Origin of the sequence: Bacillus haynesii (assembly GCF_001969855.1) — a bacterium.
Lineage (GTDB): Bacteria > Bacillota > Bacilli > Bacillales > Bacillaceae > Bacillus > Bacillus haynesii.
In genome coordinates this window covers 20,327-46,408 of record NZ_MRBL01000024.1, presented here as the reverse complement: position 1 = coordinate 46,408, position 26,082 = coordinate 20,327, and the positions used below count along the sequence as shown (strand labels likewise).

21 protein-coding genes and 1 pseudogene are annotated in these 26,082 nt (G+C 44.8%); 16 read left to right on the top strand and 6 right to left on the bottom strand.

Annotated features, from left to right (window positions below; translation table 11 throughout):
• Positions 1 to 120 precede the first annotated feature (120 nt).
• Positions 121 to 771, top strand: coding sequence for a type A chloramphenicol O-acetyltransferase (gene catA, locus BTA31_RS19015; protein WP_076793529.1), 651 nt, complete (start codon positions 121 to 123; stop codon positions 769 to 771).
• 82 nt (positions 772 to 853) lie between these two features.
• On the opposite strand, the pseudogene BTA31_RS23670 reads toward catA, so the two are convergent.
• Positions 854 to 1,115, bottom strand: a pseudogene (locus tag BTA31_RS23670) (YrhK family protein).
• Positions 1,116 to 1,236: 121 nt separating this feature from the next.
• Here BTA31_RS23670 and BTA31_RS19005 point away from each other — a divergent pair.
• The 7 genes from BTA31_RS19005 to BTA31_RS18975 all read left to right on the top strand — a co-directional run bounded on the left by BTA31_RS19005 (position 1,237) and on the right by BTA31_RS18975 (position 9,844).
• Positions 1,237 to 1,701, top strand: coding sequence for a hypothetical protein (locus tag BTA31_RS19005; RefSeq protein ID WP_076793528.1), 465 nt, complete (start codon positions 1,237 to 1,239; stop codon positions 1,699 to 1,701).
• Positions 1,702 to 2,092: 391 nt separating this feature from the next.
• On the top strand, positions 2,093 to 4,879 hold the full coding sequence (locus BTA31_RS19000) for a sigma-54-dependent transcriptional regulator (protein ID WP_076793527.1): 2,787 nt from the start codon (positions 2,093 to 2,095) through the stop codon (positions 4,877 to 4,879).
• A gap of 202 nt (positions 4,880 to 5,081) precedes the next feature.
• Positions 5,082 to 5,519: a mannose/fructose/sorbose PTS transporter subunit IIA gene (locus tag BTA31_RS18995; protein ID WP_043926552.1), complete on the top strand. Its 438-nt coding sequence runs from the start codon at positions 5,082 to 5,084 to the stop codon at positions 5,517 to 5,519.
• Positions 5,519 to 6,010, top strand: coding sequence for a PTS sugar transporter subunit IIB (locus BTA31_RS18990; protein WP_043926553.1), 492 nt, complete (start codon positions 5,519 to 5,521; stop codon positions 6,008 to 6,010). The genes BTA31_RS18995 and BTA31_RS18990 overlap by 1 nt, the downstream gene beginning before the upstream one ends.
• An 18-nt stretch (positions 6,011 to 6,028) precedes the next feature.
• A complete protein-coding gene (locus BTA31_RS18985) occupies positions 6,029 to 6,829 on the top strand; it encodes a PTS mannose/fructose/sorbose transporter subunit IIC (protein ID WP_076793526.1) in 801 nt (266 codons plus the stop codon).
• Positions 6,830 to 6,851: 22 nt separating this feature from the next.
• Complete coding sequence (locus BTA31_RS18980; RefSeq protein WP_076793525.1) at positions 6,852 to 7,679, top strand: PTS system mannose/fructose/sorbose family transporter subunit IID; 828 nt, start codon at positions 6,852 to 6,854, stop codon at positions 7,677 to 7,679.
• Positions 7,680 to 7,810: 131 nt separating this feature from the next.
• Positions 7,811 to 9,844, top strand: a complete 2,034-nt coding sequence (locus BTA31_RS18975; protein ID WP_076793524.1) for a glycoside hydrolase family 32 protein — start codon at positions 7,811 to 7,813, stop codon at positions 9,842 to 9,844.
• A 37-nt stretch (positions 9,845 to 9,881) separates the two neighbouring features.
• On the opposite strand, the gene BTA31_RS18970 is transcribed toward BTA31_RS18975, so the two are convergent.
• Positions 9,882 to 10,676 carry an SDR family NAD(P)-dependent oxidoreductase gene (locus BTA31_RS18970; protein ID WP_076793523.1) on the bottom strand — a complete coding sequence of 265 codons (795 nt, stop codon included), beginning with the start codon at positions 10,674 to 10,676 and terminating at the stop codon, positions 9,882 to 9,884.
• Between the two features lie 203 nt (positions 10,677 to 10,879).
• Complete coding sequence (locus BTA31_RS18965) at positions 10,880 to 11,260, bottom strand: hypothetical protein (protein ID WP_043926558.1); 381 nt, start codon at positions 11,258 to 11,260, stop codon at positions 10,880 to 10,882.
• Between the two features lie 622 nt (positions 11,261 to 11,882).
• Here BTA31_RS18965 and BTA31_RS18960 point away from each other — a divergent pair.
• The 8 genes from BTA31_RS18960 (at position 11,883) to BTA31_RS18925 (ending at position 22,454) form a co-directional block, all read left to right on the top strand.
• Entirely contained in the window at positions 11,883 to 13,256 is a 1,374-nt protein-coding gene (locus BTA31_RS18960; protein WP_076793522.1) for an MFS transporter, read from the top strand.
• A 64-nt stretch (positions 13,257 to 13,320) separates the two neighbouring features.
• Positions 13,321 to 14,922: a xylan 1,4-beta-xylosidase gene (gene xynB, locus BTA31_RS18955; protein WP_076793521.1), complete on the top strand. Its 1,602-nt coding sequence runs from the start codon at positions 13,321 to 13,323 to the stop codon at positions 14,920 to 14,922.
• A gap of 371 nt (positions 14,923 to 15,293) precedes the next feature.
• Positions 15,294 to 16,181, top strand: coding sequence for a sulfite exporter TauE/SafE family protein (locus tag BTA31_RS18950; protein WP_076793520.1), 888 nt, complete (start codon positions 15,294 to 15,296; stop codon positions 16,179 to 16,181).
• A 443-nt stretch (positions 16,182 to 16,624) separates the two neighbouring features.
• On the top strand, positions 16,625 to 17,860 hold the full coding sequence (locus BTA31_RS18945; protein ID WP_076793519.1) for a cytochrome P450 family protein: 1,236 nt from the start codon (positions 16,625 to 16,627) through the stop codon (positions 17,858 to 17,860).
• A gap of 404 nt (positions 17,861 to 18,264) precedes the next feature.
• The gene (locus BTA31_RS18940) at positions 18,265 to 19,092 is read left to right on the top strand and encodes an alpha/beta hydrolase (protein ID WP_076793518.1); all 828 of its coding nucleotides are present in this window, start codon (positions 18,265 to 18,267) and stop codon (positions 19,090 to 19,092) included.
• Positions 19,093 to 19,448: 356 nt separating this feature from the next.
• Positions 19,449 to 19,784 carry a PadR family transcriptional regulator gene (locus tag BTA31_RS18935; RefSeq protein WP_043926563.1) on the top strand — a complete coding sequence of 112 codons (336 nt, stop codon included), beginning with the start codon at positions 19,449 to 19,451 and terminating at the stop codon, positions 19,782 to 19,784.
• Between the two features lies 1 nt (position 19,785).
• Complete coding sequence (locus tag BTA31_RS18930; protein WP_043926564.1) at positions 19,786 to 20,307, top strand: DUF2812 domain-containing protein; 522 nt, start codon at positions 19,786 to 19,788, stop codon at positions 20,305 to 20,307.
• A gap of 362 nt (positions 20,308 to 20,669) precedes the next feature.
• The gene (locus tag BTA31_RS18925) at positions 20,670 to 22,454 is read left to right on the top strand and encodes a phosphatase PAP2 family protein (RefSeq protein ID WP_076793600.1); all 1,785 of its coding nucleotides are present in this window, start codon (positions 20,670 to 20,672) and stop codon (positions 22,452 to 22,454) included.
• A 102-nt stretch (positions 22,455 to 22,556) separates the two neighbouring features.
• On the opposite strand, the gene BTA31_RS18920 is transcribed toward BTA31_RS18925, so the two are convergent.
• The 3 genes from BTA31_RS18920 to BTA31_RS18910 form a co-directional block, all read right to left on the bottom strand.
• Positions 22,557 to 23,351 (bottom strand): SDR family NAD(P)-dependent oxidoreductase, encoded by a 795-nt coding sequence (locus BTA31_RS18920; protein ID WP_076793517.1) that lies wholly within the window; start codon positions 23,349 to 23,351, stop codon positions 22,557 to 22,559.
• A gap of 17 nt (positions 23,352 to 23,368) precedes the next feature.
• Complete coding sequence (locus BTA31_RS18915; RefSeq protein ID WP_076793599.1) at positions 23,369 to 24,376, bottom strand: AraC family transcriptional regulator; 1,008 nt, start codon at positions 24,374 to 24,376, stop codon at positions 23,369 to 23,371.
• Between the two features lie 341 nt (positions 24,377 to 24,717).
• The gene (locus BTA31_RS18910) at positions 24,718 to 26,073 is read right to left on the bottom strand and encodes an MATE family efflux transporter (RefSeq protein WP_043926567.1); all 1,356 of its coding nucleotides are present in this window, start codon (positions 26,071 to 26,073) and stop codon (positions 24,718 to 24,720) included.
• Positions 26,074 to 26,082 lie beyond the last annotated feature (9 nt).

Genomic DNA, 26,082 nt, shown 5'->3' with positions numbered 1-26,082 from the left:
GTTGCCTGGGCCTCCGAAACGCGCTACAATTCATTTACAACACAGGATGGGGTGAGAATATTGCCGGAATCAGTGAAGCAGGCCTCCTAAAATAAAAATCTATATTTTAGGAGGTAAAACATGAATTTTCAAACAATCGAGCTTGACACATGGTATAGAAAATCTTATTTTGACCATTACATGAAGGAAGCGAAATGTTCTTTCAGCATAACGGCAAACGTCAATGTGACAAATTTGCTCGCCGTGCTCAAGAAAAAGAAGCTCAAGCTGTATCCGGCTTTTATTTATATCGTATCAAGGGTCATTCATTCGCGCCCTGAGTTTAGAACAACGTTTGATGACAAAGGACAGCTGGGTTATTGGGAACAAATGCATCCGTGCTATACGATTTTTCATCAGGACGACCAAACGTTTTCCGCCCTCTGGACAGAATACTCAGACGATTTCTCTCGGTTTTATCGTCAATATCTTCTGGACGCCGAGCGCTTTGGAGACAAAAGGGGCTTGTGGGCTAAGCCGGACATCCCGCCCAATACGTTTTCAGTTTCTTCTATTCCATGGGTGCGCTTTTCAAACTTCAATTTAAACCTTGATAACAGCGAACACTTGCTGCCGATGATCACAAACGGGAAATACTTTTCAGAAGGCGGAGAAACATTTTTGCCCGTTTCCTTGCAAGTCCACCATGCAGTGTGTGACGGCTATCATGCCGGCGCTTTTATGAACGAGTTGGAACGGCTTGCCGCCGATTGTGAGGAGTGGCTTGTGTGATAGAGGAAAGGCCGATATGATTCGGCCTTTTTTATATGTACTTCTTAGCGGGTCTCTTAACATCTCTCACTGCTGTGTGATTTTACTCACGGCATTTGGAACGCCGGCTCTCAACAAACTTTCTGTAGTGAAAATCATGAACCAAACGGATCGTCGGTCTGATTAACAGCAGAAAGCTGCCGATCACAAACATCCATATTCCCGCCTGCTTCAGTTCCTCGGAGAAAAAGCAGAAGCTCCCGACAAGGAATAAAAGACCGATGAGAAAATCGTTTAATGTATGAAGAACTTTGTATCTTTTTTTTGAAAAAGAGTTCATATCGATTGTTATTGTTTTGCGGCATTGCTTGATCCCTCCAGTCCTTTTATTTATACCCTGCCGAAAGCCGAAGTGAAACGCCGTATACATAGGATTTATGAATAAGGAAAACATATGGGGAAATAAACCATCCTGGAGTGATAGATATGCGGTTTTTCGTATGTGCATTGTGCCTGTTCGGCTTGATTGTTCCGTCATTTGAAACGAAAGCGCTGACGTTTGAAGAACTGCCGGTTAAACAAGCTTCAAAACAATGGGAAGTTCAAATCGGTAAAGCCGAAGCCGGAAACGGAATGGCGAAGCCGGAAAAAGGAGCGCTTCATACTTATGCTGTCGAAATCAAAAACATTGGACACGATGTAGCTTCGGCGGAAATTTTTCTCTATCGGGATGAGCCCAATTCTTCAACGAAATTTTCGCTTTGGAACATTCCTCACGAAAATGCCGTTTCTTTAGCCAAAAGCTTAAATCACGGAAGCCCTGTCAAACACCGAAATCTGCTTTTGGCAGAGAATGCGACCGAATTGGAAGTGGACATAATTTGGACGGAAAAAGGAAGTGAAGGCAGACCTTTAAAGGAATCGTTCATTTTCAAGGGAGATGAATCGTAAAGAAAAAAGGCCGTTGAACCGTCAACGGCTTTTTTTGTCATGACTTAGGCCGCCGGCCGCTCGGCCAATATATTATCGAAGTGACCCTGAACCATCAGTGCTCTTCACAAAAGATTTACATTTAGAGAAAATTACAGGATGTTTTCACCAATATTTTTCTCAATGATGATACACTATTGACAAGCTGCTACTTTGGGAGGGGTGTTTCCGATAAAGCAAAAACACCAAACTGTGTCTTGAGAGTTCTCTCTAATCGATATAAAAGTAGGATAGGCAGGTTTGTCAATCTGTAAAAGATCTTCTTTTACCCCGCGATTCGGCTTTAAAGTTCTGAATCTTCAAGAAAGTCTCCGCCTTGTTGCTGATCAATCGAGAACAAAGGATGATACATATGAAAAGAATAGATAAAATCTACCATCAGCTGCTGGATAATTTTCGTGAAATGAATTTAAATCAGCTATTAAAGATACAAGGGAATTCGGCTAAAGAAATCGCCGGGCAGCTGCAAATGGAGCGTTCAAATGTCAGCTTTGAATTAAACAATCTTGTACGGGCCAAAAAGGTGATCAAGATTAAAACGTTCCCCGTCCGCTACGTCCCCGTGGAAATCGTTGAAAACATCCTGAACATCAAATGGAATTCAGAGTTGATGGAGGTTGAAGAACTGAAGCGGCTGGCTGACGGCCAAAAAAAGCCGGCGCACAACATGTCCGCCGATCCCCTTGAGCTTATGATCGGGGCTAAAGGGAGCTTGAAAAAGGCAATTTCTCAGGCAAAAGCAGCTGTCTTTTATCCGCCGCACGGCTTGCACATGCTGCTGCTCGGGCCGACGGGTTCGGGGAAATCGCTGTTTGCGAACCTGATCTACCAGTTCGCCGTTTATTCTGACGTATTGAAGCCCGATTCCCCGTTCATCACATTCAACTGTGCAGATTATTATAACAATCCTCAATTGTTGCTCTCTCAATTGTTCGGACATAAAAAAGGGTCTTTTACAGGTGCGGGTGAAGACAAAGCGGGATTAGTCGAGCAGGCGGACGGGGGCATTCTGTTTATGGATGAAATTCATCGTCTCCCGCCGGAGGGGCAGGAAATGCTGTTTTATTTCATTGACAGCGGCACATACAACAGGCTTGGTGAAACAGAGCATAAACGAACGGCAAAAGTCCTGTTTATTTGCGCAACAACAGAAAACCCGAGTTCTGCATTGCTGAAGACATTTTTACGGAGAATTCCGATGACCGTACATATTCCTTCGCTCAATGAACGGTCCCTTGGAGAAAGAGTGGAGCTGACAACGTTTTTATTGGGAAAAGAAGCAGAGCGGATCAAAAAAAACTTAAATGTGCACATCGATGTCTATAATGCACTGATTCATTCTGCAAAATTCGGAAATGTCGGACAGCTGAAATCAAATGTGCAGCTGGTCTGTGCGCACGGGTTTTTAAATAACCTTGACAAAGACGAGGTTGTTGAACTGACCGTCCGGGATCTTCCCGATGAGATCAAAGAGGATTGGATGTCCAGCAGCAAAAATATCGAACGGAGCAAAATGATTTCTGAATACGTCAACATTACAACAATCATCTCTCCGATTGTGGAAGATGAAACAACGAAAATCGATGACTCATTTAACTTATATCATGTCATAGAAGAAAAGGCGAAAATCCTGAATAAAGAAGGTTTAACAAAAAAGCAAATCAATCAATATATTTTAACGGATATTCATTTGCACGTCAGAAGCTTTTTTAATCAGAAAATGCTTCAAAACCACAGCTTACTCAAATTCGTTGAAGACGACGTGATTCAGATGACGAAAGAATTAAAGGAAGTCGCCGAACATGAGCTTGACTGCAAATTCGACCGTAAATTTATCTATTTCCTGAGCATGCACATCGCCGCATTTTTAAAGCGCGGAAAGCAAATTGATGTCTTAAATCCGCAGGAAACAGATGAAATCAGGGAAACCCATGTGAAAGAATATGAAGTCGCGCTGATTTTCAAAGATAAAATTCAAGCATATTTCAAAGTAACCGTTCCGGAAATCGAAGTCATCTACTTGACGATGCTGATTCAGTCGATTAAATCATGGAAAGAAAACAAAAGAACGGGCATTGTCGTGGCTGCCCATGGAAACAGCACGGCGAGCTCTATGGTTGAAGTAGCCACTGAACTGCTGGGAAGCACCCCGATTGCTGCGGTTGATATGCCTTTGACCGTTTCACCTGCGGAAATCGTCAGCTGTCTGGCGGAAAAAGTAAAGCAGGTTGATGAAGGAGAAGGCGTTTTAATGCTTGTCGACATGGGATCGCTTGCCATGCTGGAAAGCAGGCTTGAACAACAAACGGGCGTTAAAATAAAAACGATCAGCAATGTCACGACATCGATGGTGCTCGATGCCGTCCGCAAGGTGAATTATTTGAATTTGAATTTGCACGCCATCTATGATTCGGTTACAAAGGATTTCATCGATTTATGGACCGATAAACCGCGGGTTTCAGGCAAAAAGAAGGCGATCGTCTCCATTTGCACGACAGGCGGCGGAACGGCGAAGAAGCTCGAAGAGATCTTAACATCAATCGTGAGCAGGACATCTGATGAACAAATCAGCATTTTGACGGTGTCATCGATCAAATTAGCAAGCCGTATAAAAGAAATTGAAAAAGAGTATGAGATCCTTGCCACGGTTGGCACGAAGAACCCTAAAATCGATGCCCCGCACGTGCCTTTAGAAGTATTGATTGAAGGCGAAGGAGAAAAAGTGATTCAGCAAGTGATCGCAAACGGCAATATCCCGATGAGCGGCGGATTATCCGCTGAAAATGTGGTGGTAAAGGAGCTTTGCGAAGACAGCCTGAAGAAGTATCTTGTCTTTTTGAATCCCTATCATATGATAGACATGCTGTTGGAGTGGCTTCAGACGGTTCAAGACGAACTGCGTATTACATTCAGCAACGCGGTGCTGATTAAAGTCATCATGCATACCGCTTTTGCTTTTGAAAGGGTGATCAAACAGAACCCGATCGCTTTTCCGGAGGAAGAAGAGATGAATGATCAGCTTGAAAACGTTCTTCACCTCACAGAGAAAACATTAAAGCCTTACGAAGAAAAGCTTGGACTTGCGATCAGCGAAGATGAAAAAATGTTTATCGCGTCCATCTTTGCTGAAGAGTTATAGCTGTTTTCCAGCAGCGATTTTTTCAGGTAAACCTGTATTAAGTGGACCCCCATTTTAATACAGGTTTATTTTTATGTTTGAATGTGTTTCAAGTATGGAAAAAATCCGCCTTGAGATGTAATGAAAGCGCTTAATACAACTTTGTTGGCACGATACTTGCATTATGAATAAGCGAACGAAAAAAAGAAAGGAGCAAATGTACATGATTACAGTCATTATCAGCGGCCACGGAAACTTTCCCATAGCATTAAAAGAATCTTCAGGGATGATATTCGGAGAAGAAGACAGCCTGATCGCGGTGCCGTTTCTGAAAGGGGAAGGCATTCAAACACTGCAAGAAAAATATCATCAGACGCTAAAGGCCATTCCGGAGGAACACGAGGTGCTTTTTTTAGTGGATATTTTCGGCGGGACGCCATATAACGCAGCGACCCCTTACATCGCGAAGGAGCGGAGATTCGATATGGCAGCCGGGGTGAACCTGCCGATTCTGTTAGAGGCATTGAGCTTGAGGGAGCATATGCCGCTCAAACAACTGCTGAACCAGTTGAAAAAAATGAGCCGGGAATGCTTCCAAATCTGCAGCGAGCAATTGGAAAAATTCAGTCAGTCCAATCAGGGAAGAGAGGATGAATTGTAATGAAAATCGTTTTGGCAAGAATTGATGACCGCTTTATCCACGGCCAAGTATTAACAAGATGGATCAAAATCCACGCTGCTGATCGGATTATCGTTGTCTCTGATGAGGTGGCACAGGACGAAATGAGAAAAACACTGATCCTTTCTGTCGCACCTTCAAATGTAAAAGCCAGCGCCGTTTCGATTTCCAAAATGGCCAAAGCGTTTCACAGTCCGCGGTACGAAGATACGACGGCCATGCTGTTATTCGAAAATCCGGGCGACATTGTTTCCTTAATCGAAGCAGGCGTTCCGATCGAAACAGTCAATGTCGGCGGGATGCGCTTCGAGAATAACCGCAGGCAAATCACGAAATCGGTAAGCGTTACTGAAAAGGACATCAAAGCGTTTGAACAATTGCAAGAATTGGGCGTAAAGCTGGAATTGAGGCAGCTGCCGTCAGATTCGAGCGAAGACTTTATGCAGATTTTAAGAAACGCAACAAAATCCTAGAAGGAGGGTTCTAAAGGCATGTCAACGATTCAAATTATTTTGCTGCTCGTCATTGCAGCTATAACAGGTATCGGTAGCGTATTGGACGAAGGGCAGACACACCGTCCGCTGATTGCCTGCACTTTGGTCGGCCTTGTCCTAGGGGATCTGAAAACAGGCATCATTCTCGGCGGAACGCTGGAGCTGATGGCGCTTGGCTGGATGAACGTCGGTCTTGCAATGGCCCCCGATACGGCCATCGCTTCCGTGATTTCGACGATTTTAGTGATTACCGCCGATCAGGGAATCGGCGAAGGGATCGCCGTCGCGGTGGCTCTGGCTGCTGCGGGTCAGGCACTGACGATTTTCGTCCGGACGATCACCGTATTTTTAATTCACCGCGCCGACAAATACGCAAAGGATGGCAATTTTAAAGGAATTGAAATCATGCATATAACCGCCATGGCGTTTCAGGCGCTGCGCGTTATGATTCCGACATTGATTGTGGCTCTGATCAGTGTCAGCGCTGTTCAGGCGTTTTTGGGAAATATTCCGGAAGTCATCACAAAAGGTTTGCAAATAGGCGGAGGGATTATCGTTGTTGTCGGGTATGCGATGGTCATCAATATGATGAACATTCCGTATTTGAAGCCGTTTTTCTATATCGGTTTTTTGCTGGCCGCGTTTACCGATTTCAATTTAGTCGGCTTCGGTGCCCTCGGGCTCTGTCTGGCATTTTTATATCAGCAAGTGATGCAAAAAAATCATGAGCAGGGGGCGGTTGCGGCCGCCAGTGACAGCAGCATGGCCGCTTATGATGACGATGATCTGGATGCTTAACAATTGAAGGAGGGACGACATAATGGGCACAGAAAAAAGGTTAACGAAGAGAGAGATTTTCAGTATGTTTATCCGCTCAAACTTTTTGCTCGGATCATTTAACTTTGAGCGTGTACAGGCGCTCGGCTACTGCTACGTCATGATTCCGGCGATCAAAAAGCTGTACGGTCCGGGAGCGAAACGGAGCGAAGCGCTCCAGCGCCACCTGGAATGGTTTAATACGCATCCGTGGCTGACCGCGCCGATATTTGGCGTGACCGCTGCGATGGAAGAAGAAATGGCCAATCATAAAAAGATTGATGCCAAAGCGATTAATGGAATGAAAATCGGCTTAATGGGACCGTTGGCAGGTGTGGGCGATCCGATTTTCTGGGGGACGTTGCGCCCGGTTCTGGCAGCCTTGGGAGCGTCGCTTGCTTTAAGCGGAAATATCGCTGGCCCGCTTTTGTTTTTCTTTTTAATCAACGCCGTCAGATTAAGTGCGAAATACTACGGGTTAAAGTACGGCTATCTGAAAGGTATGGAAATTTTGCAGGACTTGGTCGGGAACCGCATTCAAAAACTGACGGAAGGCGCTTCAATACTCGGGCTGTTTGTGATGGGAGCTCTCGTTTCCAAGTGGACGACGATCAATATCCCGATCGTCGTGTCGAGAATTAAGGATGATGCAGGCAAAGTCGATGTGCAGACTGTGCAAAACATTTTAGACAGCATCATGCCGGGTGTACTGCCTTTAGGATTGACATTGCTCGCTGCCTGGATGCTTCGGAAAGGGGTGAATCCTCTTCTCATGATTTTCGGCATTTTTATCATTGGGATTGTCGGCTATTGGGCGGGATTTTTGGCATAAAATGTATTGGGGGTTCTTTTCTTAGCTTTTGGAGAGGCAGGTCCATTCGGCCGCAAAAAGGGGGCGGCAGTTTGGACTTCCTGCCTTAATCGTCACTATAAAAACCGAGTGAAGAAGAGGGGAGAAAAGGGATGAAAAAGAGAATGATTCAGATGGGGATCATAGGGGCCATGATGTTTCCGGAAGCCTTTTCCGCAGCTGCGGCCGACCCGGACTACTATAACGAGGATCACCGGCCCAAGTATCATTTCACACCAGAAGCAAACTGGATGAATGACCCGAACGGGATGGTGTATTACGCGGGGGAATATCATCTGTTTTATCAATATCATCCGTATGGTTTGCGCTGGGGGCCGATGCATTGGGGACACGCAGTAAGTAAAGATTTAGTCAAGTGGGAGCATTTGCCGGTCGCACTGTATCCGGATGAAAAAGGGACGATTTTTTCGGGCAGTGCCGTCGTCGATCGTCACAATACAACAGGGTTTCAAACAGGGGCAGAAAAGCCGCTCGTTGCTATTTATACGCAGGACCGGGACGGGGAACAAGTGCAAAGCATCGCCTACAGCAATGACAAAGGCAGGTCATGGACGAAGTACTCAGGCAACCCTGTCATTCCAAACCCGGGAAAAAAAGATTTCCGCGATCCGAAAGTCATTTGGCATGAACAGACGAAAAAGTGGGTGATGATGCTTGCGGGCGGCGACCGAATTCTGATCTATACATCACCTGACTTGAAGCAGTGGACATATGCGAGCGAATTCGGCGAAGGAGAGGGCAGCCATGGAGGCGTTTGGGAATGTCCCGATCTGTTTGAGCTTCCTGTAGAAGGCAGACCGAATGAAACGAAATGGGTGATGCAAGTCAGTGTTGGAGACGGTGCTGTCTCAGGAGGATCAGGCATGCAATATTTCGTCGGAAGCTTTGACGGAACAACCTTTAAAAATGAAAACCCGCCGAATCGCGTATTATGGACAGATTACGGCAAAGACTTCTACGCAGCTGTCAGCTGGTCTGATATCCCGCAGTCAGACGGACGAAGGCTTTGGTTAGGGTGGATGAGCAATTGGCAATACGCAAACGATGTTCCCACTTCCCCGTGGAGAAGCGCAATGTCGATCCCGAGAGAACTAAAATTGAAAGCGTTTTCTGAAGGGCTTAGAATTGTTCAGGCTCCGGTAGCGGAGCTGCAGTCGATCAGGGGAGCATCGCAAACGTGGAAAAACAAGATCATTTCGCCTCGAAACGGAAATTTTTTGAAAGCGCTGTCGGGAGATGCTTACGAAATCAATGCGGAATTTCAAGTAAACACCGGAGCTGCGGCCGAATTCGGCTTTAAAGTCCGAACAGGGGAAAACGAATATACGAAAATCGGCTACAGCAAAAACAGCGCTTCACTGTTCGTCGACCGAAGCCAATCCGGAAACGTCTCCTTTCATCCGAACTTTAACACCGGAAAGCATGCGGCCCCGCTGCAACCGGTCGGTGGAAAGGTGAAGATGCGCATTTATGTCGATCGCTCTTCAGTCGAAGTATTCGGCAACGACGGGAGGCAGGTGATCACCGACATTATTCTGCCGGACCGATCCAGCAAAGGGCTTGAAGTATATGCATCAAACGGGTTTGTCAAGCTGAATTCCATGACGGTTCATCCTCTGAAAAAAGTATGGGGAGCGTCACCTTTTCAATCGAATTTGACCGGCTGGACGACCGTAAACGGCGTATGGGCTGACACGATTGCTGGAAAACAAGGGCGCTCTGACGGGGATTCGTTCATTTTATCTTCAGCAAAAGGAACAGATTTCACATATGAAGCAGATGTTACGATAAAGGATGGAAATGGAAGAGGGGCAGGTGCTCTCGTGTTTCGGGCCGACAAGGATGTTAAAAACGGATACCTTGCCAATGTGGATGCCAAGCATGACGTGGTAAAGTTTTTTAAATTTGAAAACGGTTCGGCCTCTGTTATTGCCGCACACCGCACACCGATAGAAGCCGGCCGGAAATATCACCTGAAAACGGTGGCCCGCGGTTCCAACTTTAATATATACTTGGACGACCGATTGGTGATAAGCGCCCGGGATTCAACGTTTGCCGACGGAGCCTTCGGCTTGAATGCATGGGATGCGACCGCAGTCTTCCAACATGTGTATGCCAAACGATGATCATGTGACTGGAATGCCGGGCATTCCAGCCTTTCATTTAAAAGACGCTGCGCACCAATCCGCCGTCCGCCCGCAAGGCTGCACCATTGATCGGCGATGAAAGCGGACTGCTTAAAAAGGTGACAAAGTGCGCGATTTCCTCCGGCCGAATCAGCCTTTGTATGATAGAGGTCGGCCGGTTTTCTTTCATAAACCGCTTTTCCGCTTCTTCGATCGTCAGGTTTTCATCCGGATAAAGGGTCTTCAGCATCGTTTCAACACCTTCGGTTAAGGTTGAGCCCGGCATAACGGTATTGACGGTGACATTTGTACCCGCTGTAAGCTCTGCCAAGCTCCGGGAAATCGAAAGCTGCATCGTTTTTGTAGCGCTATAGTGCGCCATTTCCTGTGACGGCATAACCGCGGCTTCGCTCGCAATAAAAATGACCCGGCCTTCTTTTTTCCCGATCATGTTTTGCAAATAGCTCCGAGAGAGCCTTACCCCGCTCATAATATTCACTTCGAAAAAGCGGAACCAATCCTCATCCGGAATCTCGAAATATTCCATCGGCTCAAAAATCCCTAAATTATTGACCAGAATATCAACATCCGGGAATGCTGCTAATAGGCCTTGACACCCTTTTTCAGTGCCAAGGTCATAAGGGGCCGCTTGAAAAACAGCTTCGGGAAATTGGCCTTTCAATTCGTCTATTGTTTGGTTGACCTTTTCTTGCCGGCGTCCGTTAATGATGACAGACGCACCTTCTTTCACAAGTGAAGCGGCAATCGCTTTGCCGATTCCGGACGTCGATCCGGTCACCAACGCTGTTTTTCCCCGTAAATCCAAGTTCATCATTGATCCCTCCGTTTTCTTTTCATTATAAACAGAACAATGTCAAACAAAACATCATTCATGATTATGGAACAGAAGACCCCAAAACGGAAGTACGCACTTTAAAGTCATATAGGAACTTTTTAGTGCCTATAGGTATAAGGAGGGAACTTGATCAAAAAACCCGCCGGTTGTAAACGGCGGGCTTGCTGTTTATGGGACATTCAATCATAACAAGTAACGGTGATGTATGTATCATTCCCTTTAAACAGGACGAGTTCTGCTTGTTTATTCGCACCATCTGTAAAACTGCTGACATCGATCACCGGACTGTTGCTTTTCGGTCCGACGTAGAAATTTTTTCTTACGATTTCAGGCGTGCTTCCCGCCCCGTCAACTTCATACAGCGTAAATGTAAAGCCGTAAAAGCTGTTGTTGTGAAAATAAAATTTCCCTCCGCTTGATTTGATGATCGGAGTTTGCGATGTCATGCCGTATGTGCCGATATTATCCCATACACCGGCACCTGCTGCAGACGCCGAAGAAAAAGGCAAAAGCAAACACGCCAAAGTGAGCAATAAGGCACCGATTTTGCTGTATTTCATGATTGGTCCTCCTTTTTAGTCACTACACTGGGGATTGTATCATTCATCATAGATGAAAGAATGAGGCATTGTTCCCTGAAAAATTTGGTTTATCTTTTTCGCGCGATGCACTTTTTGCAAGCGAGATCCATAAATTGTACTTTTATTAAGAAAAAAGGCCGATCAAGGTGCTTTGGCGCTATAACATATGATGCAGGTATCACATGCAGGGTCCAGTTCTGCCGAGCGCTTCCTTTAATGTTGTCACCTCTCCTTGATTTTTTAGGCGTTCTTTTCTCTTTTGAAATCAAAATAGGCACATGTTAATGATTGACAACATTTTCAAACTAACTTAAACTTAGTTTGATGGTTAAACTAAGTATGGGCATGAGGAGTGGATGAAAGAGGAAGAAAATTTTTATGCTGCTGATAAAAAGCAATATTTGAAATCTGATTTTTTTGAAAATTGCAAACGGAGGTGATGAGGTTACATGAACCAATAGTCTTGAAGAGAATTCTTGGTTGACGAGGGAAGCATCTGTCTCACTTCGGCTGGAAGGCCGCTTGTCAGGTTTAATGTATGCGCTTTCATCCAAGCTTATCATAAAGCCGCTTTGAAAAGGCTGTGAAGGAGGTAAGAATCATGACGGGTGAACATGTGAAAAAAGTAAGTATGTACGAAAAATCCGGTTATGCTTCTGGAGATTTGGCATGTAATTTAATTTACACCACGGTTTCTACATATCTTTTATTTTTCTATACGGATGTTTACGGTTTGTCAGCCGCCGCTGCTGGAACAATGTTTCTAATTGTTCGAATTATTGATGCGCTTGCCGATCCTTTTATCGGAACATTAGTAGACCGAACAAACAGCAGATTCGGGCGTTTTAGGCCGTATCTGCTGTTCGGCGCGTTTCCGCTTTCTGTACTTGCCATCCTCTGTTTTACAACCCCGGATTTTTCAGATACCGGAAAATTAATCTACGCTTATATCACGTATGTCGGTTTATCGCTCACATATACGGCGATAAATGTTCCATACGGCGCATTAACCTCCGCGATGACCAGAGATAATCAAGAGGTCGTCAGCATTACTTCTGTTCGGATGGTCTTTGCCAATCTTGGCGGACTTATCGTATCTTTTTTTGTTCCTTTCCTTTCTACTTATTTAGGTGATACGACAGGGAACACGGCTCTTGGCTGGCAGCTGACAATGAGCATGCTTGGGATCATTGGCGCCTGTCTATTAATCTTTTGTTTTAAAGTTACAAAAGAACGAGTCACTCTGCAAATGCCTGAAGAAAAGATTAAATTTTCCGATATATTTGAGCAATTCAGGGTGAATCGTCCGTTAGTTGTGTTAAGCATTTTCTTTATCATTATTTTTGGGGTTAACTCGATAAGCAATTCCGTTGGCATTTACTACATGACGTACAATGTAGGCAGAGCAGATCTTGTGAAATGGTACGGCTTGCTTGGAAGCCTTCCTGCATTGGCCATCCTGCCGTTTATACCCCGAATCAATAAGTGGCTGGGAAAGAGAAAACTATTGAATGCCGCTTTGTTATTAAATATCATTGGACTTTTAGCCATTCTCATTGTTCCGCCAAGCAATGTGTTTTTGGTGCTCTTCTTTCGTGTCATTGCCGCAGTTGGAAGTGTGACGGCCGGGGGATATATGTGGGCGCTTATCCCTGAAACAATCGAATATGGCGAATATAAGACAGGGAAACGCTTGAGTGGATTGATTTATGCGATTATCGGCTTCTTTTTCAAGTTTGGTATGGCACTCGGCGGAATCGTTCCAGGGCTCATACTGGAGAAGTTCGGCTATGCCGCAGGTCAGGTCCAATCTCCTGAAGCGTTGACAGGGATATTATTAACGACAACTGTAGTTCCTATTATTTTCCTTATATTAGCTATGATTGACATTAATTTTTACAATTTAAGCGATGAAAAATATGCAAAAGTCGTACGTGAATTAGAGAATAGAGATAAAGTGACTTGGACCCTATGAAGAATTTCAGTGGGAATACGATTACCGGCTTACATTTTAAAGACAACCGTGAGGAGGAATGAAGATGAAGATTATCAATCCGGTGCTTAAAGGTTTCAACCCCGATCCATCCATATGCAGAGTAGGGGAAGATTATTATATCGCAGTATCCACCTTCGAATGGTTTCCAGGAGTGCAAATCCATCATTCAAAAGATTTAGTGAATTGGCATTTAGTTGCACATCCGTTGCAGAGGGTTTCGCAATTGGATATGAAAGGGAATCCCAACTCAGGCGGTGTATGGGCGCCTTGTCTAAGTTACAGTGATGGAAAGTTCTGGCTTATATATACAGACGTAAAAGTTGTGGATGGAGCCTGGAAAGACTGCCATAACTATTTAGTTACTTGCGAAACCGTTGATGGGGATTGGGGGGAGCCGATTAAACTAAATAGTTCCGGCTTTGATGCTTCATTGTTCCATGATGCCGACGGAAAAAAATATTTATTAAATATGCTGTGGGATCACCGGATCGGCCGCCATTCATTCGGAGGCATTGTGATGCAGGAATTTTCCGTGCGCGAAAAAAAACTTATCCATCATCCGAAAATCATTTTTGAAGGCACAGATATTAAACTAACTGAAGCACCGCACCTTTATCATATCGGGGATTATTACTACTTATTGACGGCGGAAGGCGGGACCCGTTTTGAACATGCCGCCACAATTGCCCGTTCAAAAAATATCGAAGGACCATATGAAACTCACCCCGACAATCCAATTTTGACGTCTTGGCACGAACCTCGGAATCCGTTGCAGAAATGCGGACATGCATCAATTGTGGAAACGCATACAGGCGAATGGTATTTAGCCCATTTAACCGGGCGTCCTATTCACCCTGATGATGACTCGGTTATTCACCAACGAGGATATTGTCCTTTGGGAAGAGAAACCGCGATTCAAAAATTGGAGTGGAAAGACGAATGGCCTTATGTGGTAGGCGGAAAAGAGGGGAAGGTGGAGGTGGAAGCGCCCCGCATAGTTGAAACCAAGTTCCCATCGACATATCAGGAAGTCGATCAATTTGCTGATCGGACCTTAAATATTAACTTTCAGACATTGCGGATTCCCTTTACGAAAGAATTAGGCTCATTGACTGAAAGGCCGAATCATTTACGTTTATATGGACGTGAATCGCTAACATCCACATTTACCCAGGCGCTTGTAGCGAGGCGTTGGCAAAACCTCCATTTTATAGCGGAGACTGCTGTTGATTTCAACCCGGAGACCTTTCAGCAAGCCGCGGGACTGGTGAATTACTACAATACCGAGAACTGGACGGCTCTTCAAGTGACTTATGATGAAGACCTTGGGCGCATTTTGGAATTAACGATATGCGATAATTTTTCATTTTCACAGCCGATAAAAGACAAAATTGTCATACCGCGAGACATACAATATGTTTATTTAAGAGTAAATGTCGAATGGGAAACATATTATTACTCCTATTCTTTTAATAAAAAAGACTGGTATAACATTGAGATCCCGTTGGAGTCCAAAAAATTGTCAGATGATTATGTGCGCGGAGGCGGATTCTTCACCGGAGCTTTTGTGGGAATGCAATGCCAAGATACAAGCGGGGCACATAAACATGCCGATTTTGATTACTTTATGTACAAAGAGCTATGAGTCAAAAAAATACCGCTCCCGACAATCGGGAGCGGTTCAAATTTGCTTTCTTCCCTTCCTCGGTTCATTTTAAAAGTTGTCATCCTCGCTCGCTTTGGGGTAAGTGAAACGCAAAAGGAGCAGATGCATGATGAAACCTTTCAAATTAAACTTCATTACTAAACAATGATTCCAGAAGGTGTTCATTAATGAATATCCATAAGACAAAAGACCGGGGGATAGGCGCTCATTTTGCATGCATATGCTCTTTTTTGCTGGTGTCGATGAAAAATACAAAAAATTTATATTTTTTAAAATTCGTACTTTACAGGTAGGTATAGTATAGATTATATTTAACAATAAAAATAAACCAATTGAAGTGGGAGGCCAACATGAAAAAGCTGATTGTATTTGTCTTGATAGGATTATTTGCGCAGCTGATAGATGGCGCCTTAGGGATGGCGTACGGGGTGACATCGTCATCATTGCTGCTTGCCTTCGGCATCGCACCGGCGGTTGCGTCAGCATCCGTTCACCTGGCGGAAGTCGTCACAACCGCGGCATCCGGTGTGTCGCATATAAAGTTTGGAAACGTTGATAAACAAACGGTCAAACGACTCGTCATCCCGGGATCACTCGGGGCATTTCTCGGCGCTTCCTTTTTAAGCAACATTCCGGGCGAGCTTGCGAAACCTTATATTTCAATGTTTCTGCTTGTCCTCGGCGTGTATGTGCTCACTCGATTTCTATTCATGTTTAAAATAGGAGAGCAAAAAAGCGGTATCAGCCTTTCGAGAAAAAAAGCCGTTCCCCTGGGATTAATCGCGGGTTTTGCTGATGCAACCGGAGGGGGCGGCTGGGGGCCGATTGCCACTCCAGTTTTGTTATCCAAAAAAGGTGTCAGTGCGAGAAAAGTAGTGGGAACTGTTGACACAAGCGAGTTTGCTATTGCCGTTTCGGCAACGTTAGGATTTTTCATTTCTCTCGGCTGGGAAGAAGTCAATTGGCTGTGGGTTGGTGCATTGATGATTGGCGGAATTATTGCGGCTCCGATTGCCGCCTGGCTGGTGCAGAAGGTGCATACCCGATTAATGGGCGTTCTGGTCGGCGGACTGATCATCTTCGTCAACACAAGAACGCTTGTCCATTCGTGGATCGATCAAACAGCATTATATCCGGCTATTTATATTGGAATCATCGCAGTTTGGATATCAGCTATTGTATATATTGTTGTAAAAATAAGAACAAGTGATCAAGCTGCTCAAGCATTAAATCAATAATCCTCCGAAGGCTTCAGATATCATGAGCGTTTTAAAAAAGATGCGGAAGTCGATAAGCAAGAGAAGGGAAGAACTTCAGGCCGTCAACAAACGAATACATTCCGATCGGACAACCGAAGGGCTCCTGTTAGACTGCAGTTCCTTGAAAAGGAACAGTAAACTAAGAGGATTTTTTATTTTAAATTTACTTATAGCGAGATCGGCATAGCGCCGGTCTCAGCTTGTTTTCATGCCTCTTTTTGCATTCCCCGTCTCATTTCTAAACAATGAATGCGGAAGGTGTTCATTAATGAACATCTCCCGCTTGATTGCCGATTGAATGTGGGTTTTCCTGGAATTATAATATTTGTGAATGAGTGGATGTGAATAGCCTAACGCACTATCGCGGTTTATCATTCCGGTGCAGGCTGTTATTTACAAAAATAGAGATGGAGGTAGGATGTATGTCTTCAAAACAAGAGGAGAGCTTCGCCATATTAACTGAGAGAGAATTGTCTTCTGCAGCATTTAAAGATGAAGCGTACGAATTTTACAAGCGATTACGCGCTTCCCGTCCTGTCTATCCCGTATCGATGGGGGATCTGGGCGAAGGCTGGCTCATTACGAGGTACGATGATGCGGTCCATATATTAAAGGATGCAAGAATGAAGAAAAATTACGAAAATGTGTTTACTGAAGAAGAATTAGAGAACTTCTCCGCTCTGGAAAATGAAGAACCTTTATCAAAGCATATGCTCAACTCAGATCCCCCCGACCACGGCCGTTTGCGGTCTCTTGTACAGAAAGCATTTACTCCCCGGATGGTTTTACAGCTCGAGAACAGAATCCAAAAAATCGCTGATTCTTTATTGGATCAAGTAGAACCGAATCATTCCATGAATCTTGTAGACGACTTCGCTTTCCCGCTGCCGATCATTGTCATCAGCGAGATGCTTGGTATTCCGCTTGAAGATCGGCAAAAATTCAGAGTTTGGTCCCAGGCGGTTATTGATTTTTCTGACACGCCCGAAAGCCTGGAGGAATACAAGCATAAAATAGGCGAATTCGCTGAATACCTGGAATATTTGGTCCGCAAAAAAAGGGACGAGCCGGCTGAGGATTTAGTCAGTGCATTAATTCAGGCAGAAAGTGAAGGAACGACATTAAGCATAGAAGAGCTGTATTCGACGATTATGCTCCTTATCGTTGCAGGACATGAAACAACGGTAAACTTAATAACCAATATGACTTTTGCCTTGCTGAACCACCCAGATCAGCTGGAAAAGCTTCGTCAAAACCCCGATTTCATTGACTCAGCCATTGAAGAGGCGCTCAGATTTTACAGCCCCGTGGAATTAACCACTCTGCGCTGGGTGGCCGAACCGTTTACATTGCACGGACAGGAGATGAAGAGAAAAGATGTGATCATCATTTCATTAGCCTCGGCCAACCGTGATGACACGGTCTTCCCGAATGCCGACCGTATTGATATTGAAAGAAAGGATAACCGCCACCTGGCCTTTGGCCATGGCAGCCATTTTTGCCTGGGCGCACCGCTTGCCCGATTGGAAGCCAAAATCGCCATTCAGACCTTGCTGCACCGCTTTGAACATATAGAGATCAAAGGCGAAAGGGAGCAGATCAAATGGAAAGGCAACTTTTTGATGAGAGCTTTAGATGAACTGCCATTATCTTTTTAAATGATGGGATTTGCGATCTGTCATTTCGGCCGAAGAAAAAGCATGGAATGTTTTCATCTTGAAAATAGAACATCAGATTATGAGACGTTCATCTATTACAAGGCTCATAAAAATCGTACTCCCCGATATGACGGGGAGTACTCTTCTTGACGCTTAATCTCAGGTTCGCTTTCCCACGAGTGCATCTTCTCATATTTTCCTCACAGGTTACCGTACAGCGGCAATAAAAGACTTTGCCTTTTCTTATTGATTTTAATATTTGTAAGTTTCTTGTTTCTGTTTATAATTAGAAACATATGTTAATGTTCCGCCACCTGTTATAACCGCTTAACAGATGAGCATTCCCGGAATGTTATGTGAGGCGTTTTAAATATACTGGCTAAAGAAGAAAGGTGTTTTTTAATTTGAGAGGATTCATCAAATGGGCAGGATTGGCGATGCTCTGTATCAGCTTGTTCGCCTGTACAGCTAACAAGAATGCCGAAAATGTTCATTATGCAAAAGACGACAGACAAACATTGGATATTTATACACCGCAGACAAACGAAGGTGAAAAACATCCCGTTCTTATCTACTTTCACGGCGGAGGATGGACAAGCGGCGACAAAAGCAGGGCTGCTTCGAAGCCGGCATTTTTTACAGAAAACGGCTATGTTTTTGTATCTGTCAACTATCGGCTTCATCCCGATGTTCAGTATGATGAGATGGCTGATGATGCGGCCAAGGCTGTCAAATGGGTGATGGATCATGCGGATGAGTATCAAATCGATCCGTCAAAAATCAATGTCATGGGACATTCGGCAGGGGGACACTTGGCCGGCTTAATTGCCGCGGATTCAACATATTTAAATCGTGTCGGCCTCACGCCATCCGCACTCAATTCGATTGTTGTTTTAGATGGACCCTTGGATATGAAAAGATTCATCGAAGCGATCCCGTCTTATAAAAAAGTGTTTGGCACCGACGAAAAGGTGTGGACAAATGCATCGCCGCTCTCCTACATCAACAACTCAAAATTGCCGCCGGCCTATCTTGTGACTCGCTGGGAAGATCCTGCCGTTTACAAATTTGCGGAAACCGTAAACAAAGCGAAGGCAACGGATTTTGTGTATCAAGTCAACAGCTTATCTCACAGTGATTTAAATAAGATGTTCGGCTCTCCGGATGCACCGGCAGAAGCGCAGAATCTGACAAAAGCGGTTATGGCGTTTTTAGAGAAGGAAAATAAATAAATGTAAGGGATTTCGGTCAAGTTCATAAGCGTTTTAAAAAGAAGAGAGAGGCTGGATTTTTAAGATCTGTCCTCTCTATAGAGTTAGGCTGTCGAGATTTTCTTGACAGCTCTTTTTCATATTTATAGCTTTAAGGAAAAATTAATTGTTGATTGTCCATTTTTCGAAGTTCTTGATATGTATTTAGTAAAATCTTTCATTTCTTTAGCCGGTTTTCCCGAATCTTCCGTGTCCTGCTATGTCTCAGTCTAATGTCACTAACTGAATTCAGAAAAATAATTGACAAACGAGAAGGTAAATTTTATTATATCATTAAATGATATATCTATTGTTGATATAAGAAATGAGGTGACCACTTGCCAAAGCAACGTCGTCAGGAGATGGATCAGCTCACTGATCCGGCATATTACATTGTCTTAACATTGTTAGAGCCAAAGCACGGATATTCCATCATGCAGGAAATAGAGGAAATGACTGATCATTCCTTTGCTATCGGTCCGGCTACCTTATATACATTGCTAAAAAAATTACTTCAGGAAGGGATTATTGAACTTTTAGACAACGACAACCCGCGCCGTAAAGTGTACAGAACAACCCTGCATGGCCGAGAATTATTAAAAAAGGAAATTCAACGCAGAAGAGTGATGGCTGAACACGGTGAGCTTGCTTTTCAACAATTGAAAGGGGATTAATATGAAACAAACAAAATATATGATGTCTGAAGGATTGGCCTTTTCGGAAGAAAAAGATATGAAAAAGCTCAGTGAGATGGCCAGCAAGGGCTGGATGCTCGATTCGTTTGCATTTATGGGATATAAACTGAAAAAAGGCGAGCCTAAGAATGTAACATACAGCATTGATTATCAGGATATAGATGAAGACAGCTTTGAGGGTTATATCGAAATGTTTGAAGCCGCAGGCTGGGAACATGTATGTTCTCGGCATAGGATGCATGTCTTTGCCGCTCCGCCCGGGACTTCCCCGATATATACTGATCGATCGACTCTGATTGAAAAATATAAGAGAAGTGAAAAATCAGTTCGATATGTCACGATTACTTTAATTTGCTTAACATTCTTAACAACAATCCTTCATTATACAGCAGCCCTGCCGAAGTGGGTGTCTTTGACATGCTTCGTCGTGACATGGCCATTTGTTCTTACATATGCTGCTGTAATAGGAAGGGTATTTGGAAAATGGGGAAAATCAGTTTGACTTCATCACAGCTAGGGTTTTATTCATCCTAGCTTCTTATATTTAATGTCTCTCATTTACCTATTAGGCCGGTATCTTTCTCACTTTAAACACGCCCGCTTCCAAGCATGATACATAACTAAGATCCTTTGCGGCCTGCACTTTTTCTTTGAATCTAAAAAATGCTCAGACAGTGCCTCCAACCCGATGTTTGTGTCTACACGATCTTTCAACTGTTTAGAAAGAACGTTGAGAAATAAAACAAAACATTAATAGTATCACGCCATTTGATTAACAAATTTACGATACGATCATATAGAACTTGCTGGTTGGGACAAGCATTTTTGAGAGAAGATTAACAGTAGGGGAGATATGATGTGAGAATGAAACGATTAAGGGTGAGGAAGCATTTACTGATAGCTGTCTGTTCTGTGGCACTTCTTCTAAGTTCCCCGATTGTAGGCGATGCGAGCGCGGCAACTAAACCAACAACCGCAGCTCCGCCGCCCTCTTCTGGATTTTTCGTAGACCATTACAAAAATAATATCTCTGCCAATACGACGGTGGAATCCAATCCTGTCATCGGGGTGCTTTCCGAATTTAATAAACTGTGGACTCCCGGAAAGACGTGGGATACCGGTACTAAACTGAACAGCAGGGTGCTGGATGCCAACATTCAAAAAGTCGTGGATATTGCTGAACACCGCACGATGCTTGAGGAAAATGCTGCCTATTTTGATGATCGGAGGAGCCAGAGCTACAGTATAATTGACGGCCTCGGCAAGCTTGCTGACGTCTATCGGATGAACGCTGGAGCGACGACAACGATCACCAGTATCCCGGCAGATGCCTTGATTAGAAAATATCATGATGAAGGAACCAATTCAGGCAGCACCAGCTCTGAACTTGGAAATGTCGTGAGTTTGGTCAATACTTTACGCGGCAACTATTCTTCATCGAATCCGGCTAAAGGCTATTTCAATTATCCCCGCCCGTTTCGCTGGAAAGACAATTTGATCATTGTTCCAACGCTTATTCCCGTCATCAATCCTGATCCGAACAAAGACGGAGGTTTTCCAAGCGGACATACGAACGCCGCATATCTCAGCGCTTTTGCCATGGCCTATGCGATACCGGAGCGTTATCAGGAGCTGTTGACCCGCGCTTCTGAACTCGGTCATAACCGGATTGTTGCCGGTATGCATTCGCCGCTGGACGTCATGGGGGGACGGGTCATGGCAACGGCGTTGTCGGCTGCAATCCTGTCTGATCCTGACAATGAAAGATTAAAGAAAGCGGCTTATGATGAAGCCCATCGTAAATTATTAACGAAATCCGGTACAGCTGAAGACAGATACAGCGATTATGAGATGAATAAAAAACAATATACGGAACGATTGACATATGGATTTCGTCAAATGAACACAACCGCTAAACCAATGGCAGTTCCAAAGGGAGCCGAAGTCCTGCTGGAAACACGTTTTCCTTACCTTGACAAAAAACAGCGCCGTTTGGTTTTAGCCACTACCGGTCTTCCGTCCGGCTATCCTGTTCTTGATGATGCAGAAGGATGGGGAAGGCTTAATCTCTTTTCCGCCGCAGATGGGTATGGTGCTTTTACTAAAAACGTGACTGTAACCATGGATGCTGCAAAAGGCGGCTTTCATACTGCCGATCGCTGGCGCAATAACATCTCAGGCGCTGGAAAGCTGACCAAAAAGGGGACAGGCACATTGAAGCTGGAAGGGGATAATACATATTCCGGCGGTACACGGATTGATCAAGGGACGCTTGAGGGCGGTTCGGAGACAGCTTTCGGGAGAGGTGATGTTTCTCTAGGCGGAGGCACCCTTAGGGAAGATGTGCCGGGAAAACTGATCATCGGAGGAGACTACAAACAATCTGCTAAAGGAATACTTGAACTTCAGCTCAGCGGCAAAAAAGATCAGCTGAAAATTAAAGGCAAAGCAAAATTGAAAGGAACATTACGTCTCAATTTTACGGACAATTACGTACCGGCTGATGGATCGGCGATCATAACCTTCCACAAGCGTCATGGCTCATTTTCTTCCATCGAGACCAGGGGATTGCCAAGCAAGTATAAAGTGAAGATCATCTATAAGTCCAACAGTATTCAGTTGAAAGTTGAGCAAAAGGGGAGAAGCTGATCTGTAAGAGGATTCATGTCATCAAAAGTTGCAAGCTGGCGCTGATTGCCGCCAGCTTGTTTTTAGTTTTGACGAAGTCACAGCCAGAAGGGGTTACGGATCTTAAAAAATAGTCGGCACCATTCCCCCGTCCATACGGATCGGAGACCCTTTCAATGCGGATGCATAGGGACTGCATACAAATGCAGCCAGTCTGCCGATTTCAATTGGCTTGATAAATCGCTGTATTTCGGATTGAGGCAAGTTTGTCGTCATAAATTCCTTCTCTTTTTCTGAAAAAGTCATCCCTTCATCAGGATACATTCCCTCAATGATTTGCTTTACATTCTCAGAGAGCGTCGGCCCCGGCATGATCGTATTGACTGTCACTTCTGTTCCGATTGTTAATTTTGATAAGCTTTTTGCCAATGATAATAGCATTGATTTTGTCATACAATACTGAGGCATCTGGCCTGAAGGCATAATCGCTTCTTCACTTGCAATAAAGATGATGCGGCCAAAATCACTTTTCAGCATTTTAGGTAAATAAAATTTAGTTAAACCATTTGCGGCCAGAACATTGGTGCGGAAGTATTTGTCCCATACTTCATCGTCGACATCCTCATATTGCATCATTTCATAAATGCCCATATTGTTTACTAAAATATCGATTTGAGGGTATTTTTTAAATAAAGCTTCCCTTTGCCTAATATCCACGATGTCAGCCGTGGCATTTTGGGGAGATGTAGCCGGGAAAGCTGATTTTATTTCATTGACTGTTCGTTCTGCCTCTTCATCATTTCGTCCGTTAATGAGTACATGAACACCTTCTTTTGCAAGTTCAATAGCGATTGCTTTTCCAATCCCTTTCGTCGATCCGGTAACTAAAGCTGTTTTATTGTTCAATCCCATATCCATCAAACATTTCTCCTATTCTAGTTAAGTCCATTCAGCCGGGTTTGCTTCCTCCAATTAGAAGGAGTCTCGCCTTCCCAAAGGCGGAAGGCCCGGTAGAACGAGTTCTGATCTTCATATCCGATCAGAAAGGCGACTTCCTTAATATCGAGTGAAGGGTCTGCCAAGTACTCCCGCGCCTGTTCATGTCTGACTTGGGTCAACAGATGTTTGAAGCTTGTGCCTTCGTCAGTAAGCCGGCGCTGCAAGGTGCGGCCGCTCATCCCCAATTCGCCCGCGACAGTCTGAATGTCGGGGTGCCCTCCTGGAAGCGTGCGTTTTATGATCCACTTGACCGCTCCGGTGATTGAAAGGCTGTTTTGCTGATCATTCAACGATTGATCCAGCACTGGAGTCAGAATCTCCAGCAACTCTGCGTTATACGAGACAAAGGGGCGATCCAGATCTCCCCGATTCAGCGTCAGCCGGTTGCGATTTGCACCGCTCCGGATACGGCAGCCGAAGTATGCTTCAAGCGCCTGCATGTCGCCCATTGGGTGTGAAAACTCGACTGACTTTGCTGTCAAAGGCCGACCTGTGCCCCTGCGCCCGAGCTCCAGAAGAAATGCCAGCGTAATGCCGATCAAGAGCGGCGGACCGGATTGCTTATCATCCAACCATTCCAGTTCGATTGCACAGAGCTCACCTTCCTCAGTGATACGCAAGCTTTCGGGAGGGCATAGTTGTTTGTAGCGGGCCATTCGCTTTAGCGCGTCGCGGTAGTCACGGGCATGGTAAGCCGCTAACACGGCCGGAGGGTAATGTGCCGGCTCAAAGCCGGTCGCAAGCTTGATGATTCCTTTGGAAACGTCATCAACAAGATCGGAATACGCCTGCCAGATCGCGAAGTATTGGGTAGTCGTGACAACTGATTCAGTCATCACGGTGAGCGGCAGCCGGGCTTTTCGAAGCACGTCAGGGGCGGTCATTCCTAATTGACGCAAGCCTGCCCAAAATCCTGCCGGGAATTTAATTCGAGTATGAGACATCATACGTATGAGCACTCCTTTAACTTTCTGCACCTTCGCTCATTTGGTCGTCATTCCGTCCTGCCTTGTTGGCGGGCGGGGACAGTTATAACTTTACCTATCTATTGTCGAACTGTAACTAGCAAAGGGCGACATTTAACTTGCCGATTACGCCGAACGTGTCAGCTCGCCATATGCGTACGAAGGCTGTGACAAGCAAGCGCCTTTAATCTATCATGACCTTCAAATAGGAGGGGGCTTTAAACAGCACAAGTATTTCTTTCGTATCATGAATTTCAATCTTCAATTGATGAATTCAGTCCTGTAGGACAACAAGCCGGGAGAATCTCCCGGCTGTAAGATCATCCCTTTCCGATAGCAGGATTTCCTTTTCCCATCACATGTTCTCTTGCAATGAAAAAGAGGAGGACAGCGACAAAAAACTCGGAAAGCGGCAAGGATAGCCAAACTCCCGTGACGCCAATAAACTTAGGCAAAATCCAAAGCAGGATGAAAAGGGACACGAAGCTTCGCAATATAATGATGACAACTGATGAGCCGGCCCGGCCAATGGATTGAAAGTAACTCATATAGACAAAGTTATAGCCAAGGAAGATATAGCCGATAAAAAACAGGCGGATTCCATCGATGGCCAGTTGCTGGATTTCGGTTGATTCTATTCCGAATAAGCCTACAAGGAATGGTGCAGCCCCCCAGCCGATCACGAGCAAAACAATACCCAGGATAACAGCGGTCTTCTCTCCAATCTTCATGCTGCTTTTGATTCGTTCGCTTTCTTCAGCACCATGATAATAGCTAATCATGGGCTGAAGTGCCATTTCAATGCCGAAGAATGACAGGAACATGAACCCGTGAAGGTAGTTAATGACCGAGAAGGCAGCGACTCCTTCCGTGCCTGCCAGGCTGACCATTGCCAGGTTATACCCTGTTACAAATGCGAGGAGCCCGGCCTCTGCCAGAAAGCTTGGAAACCCGATGGCAAAGATGTGCATAAGGGATTTCCAAGACCACTGAAACGCTATCTTCCTCAGTTGCGCTTGACGGTTAAAGAAGTGCAGGGATAATACAAGCAGTCCGGCGAATCCGCCAAGCACCGTTGAAATCGCCGCGCCTGTTACTCCCAAGTTTAAAATCATGATCGTATAAAAATTCAGGATGATATTTACAATAGATGTCGTTGCAAGAGCCAACATCGAAAGCTTCGGACTGCCGTCATTCCTTACAAAAATACTTAAGACCTGTTCTAATGCGATGACCCAGCCGAATAAAAACATGACGCTTAAGTACTCTATGACATAAGAAGAGGTATCGGAGTTGGCACCAAGCCATATCGAAATGGTTTGAATGTTGAGAATCCCGAATACTCCTAAAAGCACGCTGATGATAATCGCCAAGAAGAGAGCCAATGAAAAAATGCTGCTGGCCTTCTGAGGGCGATTCTCCCCGATGCTGATGGAGTACTTTGTAGCTCCGCCTATCCCAATCCACAGAGCGATGGCCATAATGAGCGAAATAACCGGATAGGAAAGGTTCACTCCAGCCAGTGCTGCGGTTCCAATGCCATTTCCCACGAATAGGCCATCAATTAAAATATTCGCTGACATCAGGATTAATCCAAGCGTTGCAGGGATGAAATATTTAAAAAACACTTGATTTACTGGTAATTTCATGAGCTGCTGATGTGTTTCTGTCATCATGTATTCCTC